The 2,263-nt window shown below is 49.1% G+C and carries 1 protein-coding gene; it reads left to right on the top strand.

Annotated features, from left to right (window positions below; genetic code table 11):
* The first annotated feature begins 75 nt into the window (after nt 1-75).
* A complete protein-coding gene (locus tag BOW51_RS10050; protein ID WP_078477598.1) occupies nt 76-1,428 on the top strand; it encodes a porin in 1,353 nt (450 codons plus the stop codon).
* Nucleotides 1,429-2,263 lie beyond the last annotated feature (835 nt).

The raw sequence follows: 2,263 nt of genomic DNA, 5'->3' as shown, positions 1-2,263 counted from the left end.
GACTTGGATGTCCCGTTTTACATCACGAGATCAAAGACACGCTTGAATTTAAGTAGTAATTTTAGGGGAAGAAAAATGAAAAAAGTTATACTGGCTGCCGCCATTTCTGCAGCAGTTGCCGCACCTGCAGCACATGCTGGTGTTACCATCTACGGCAAGATGCACGCATCAATTGACTTCACAGACAACTCGTTGGGATGGGCTTATTATGGGCACGGTGTTCAAATTGATGAAATTGGTGCAACACATGAGCCATACAGATATTCCGGCAGCTTCGGCAGCGAAGACATGGGGGGAGTCAACAGCCGTGCTTCACGCATCGGTTTCAAGGGTACCGAAGACCTCGGTAATGGCCTGAGCCTGGTCTGGAAAGCTGAAACCGGCTACGACATCGCTGACGGCGGTGCATGGGGCGGTGCGCGTAACGCCTACATCGGCCTTGCAGGTGACTGGGGTACTTTCCTCTACGGTATTCACGACACCCCTTATAAGATGTCAACGGGCCGTCTTGATCCATTTGCTGATACTGCGGCTGACTTCAATGCGCCGACTGATTTTGGGGCAGTCACCACGAATATGTTCTCCTTCCAGGATGTACGTGCGGAAAATGCGATTGCCTATGTCAGTCCGAACATGAATGGCCTGACATTCGCAGCTGCAATCGTGCCTGGTGCAGAGTCAGCTGAAGTTTTTATCCCTGGATGGTGTGATGGTGATCCGAGCGCAGCGTTTTGTGCGGACAACTCCCCGGAAGCGCATGATGGTCTTGCAGATGCCTACTCGGTTGCTGCCATGTATGAGAGCAACGGCCTCTTCCTCTCTGCTGCATTTGAGAGGCTGCCAACACACTCAACCAGCTGGTCTGTATTCGATAGTCCATCATTCTCACTACCTATTATGGGTCAGCAGGACAAGTACCGTGTAGGTGCGGGCTACACCATGAACAATCTGACAGTTAACGGTGTCTTCGAGCACCGCGTCAGGGACTTCGGTGATATCTCTTTCTGGGCATATGACCAGGAACTGGAAGCTGAAAGTGATATTTGGCAAGTGTCTGCAGTCTATACATTTGGTAACAATGCACTAAAGGTTGCTTATGGCCAAGGCGACATGTCAATGGGCATTGGAAAGAGCTGGGATAGCGGAGAATCATTCAGTGATTGGTTCGGATTAGATGGCACGTTCGACAGTATCGGGGCCGAGCTCTATGGCGAGCAGGAAGTGATCTCTGTCGGTCTTGAGCATAACTTCAGCAAGCGTACCAAAGCCTATGCTCTCTATACAATGCAGGAAGCGACCTTCAGAGGTAAGGTTGGTGCTGATGGTGATTTGACTTTTTCAACATCAGAACCCTTTGACGCTCTCCTCGGCAGTGAGCTCGAAGCTGAAAACAGCACCTTCTCCATGGGGCTGGTTCACTCCTTCTAAGTTGTTTTTCACAACATAAAGAAGAATCAACGGGGCCTTCGGGCCCCGTTTTTCGTATTACGTCAGCGTGTATATTTTATTATTTTGTGCGTCAATAGGATCCTCTGCTATTGCATTCGATAAAGGAGATACCGGCTTCCGATTCATCTTGCTGCCGCGCACCATGCATATTTGACCTGCCTCAATGAAGTTACAGGTGGATTATGGATCAATTAATTCACATAAGTGTCACATAATTTTCCTGAAGTTATAGTTGCATTTAGGGTCTGGTACTGCTTAACTTAAGAGTAACTATACCGCTGTCATATGCGGTAGGAATGTGTTGAAGCATTTAAACTAAAAATAAGCAATAAGTTACGAGTTGAGTTAAGGCCTCCGGAGGGTCAGCATGAATCATAAAGCTTTGTTGAATCACAATAAATCAGTAGAGCCGAACTCTGTACAGGGTATGCGCCGCACTGCAACAGCCCGCGCCGTGGCATCAGTTCTCTCGGATGCAACAATCCCCCAGACTGCCGCAGCAATGGGCGGTTACGGGAGTTATGACACATTTGCTATATATCATTCTGGCACCTATGCATACGATGACCCGGATCTTCATCATGTATACGCCTATTTCGATGATAATATCAGCGGCTCATCCGGTGTAGATCTCACCGTGCCTGATAGGGCACATAACAACACCATCACTAATGACGGCGGCTACAGTGTCAATGTTTCCGGTTCGGCAGTCGCAATCGCTGCGCGCCAAGGAGAGAGAATCGAAGGCGCGTAGTCCCCGGTAGCCACTAGGCGAGACTGTTTTTCTGACGTGCGCCAGCGCCCAAGGAAAAAT

Source organism: Solemya elarraichensis gill symbiont, from assembly GCF_002021095.1.
GTDB lineage: Bacteria > Pseudomonadota > Gammaproteobacteria > Chromatiales > Chromatiaceae.
The sequence above is the reverse complement of the archived record's forward strand: the minus strand, read 5'-3'. Positions and strand labels throughout refer to the sequence as shown.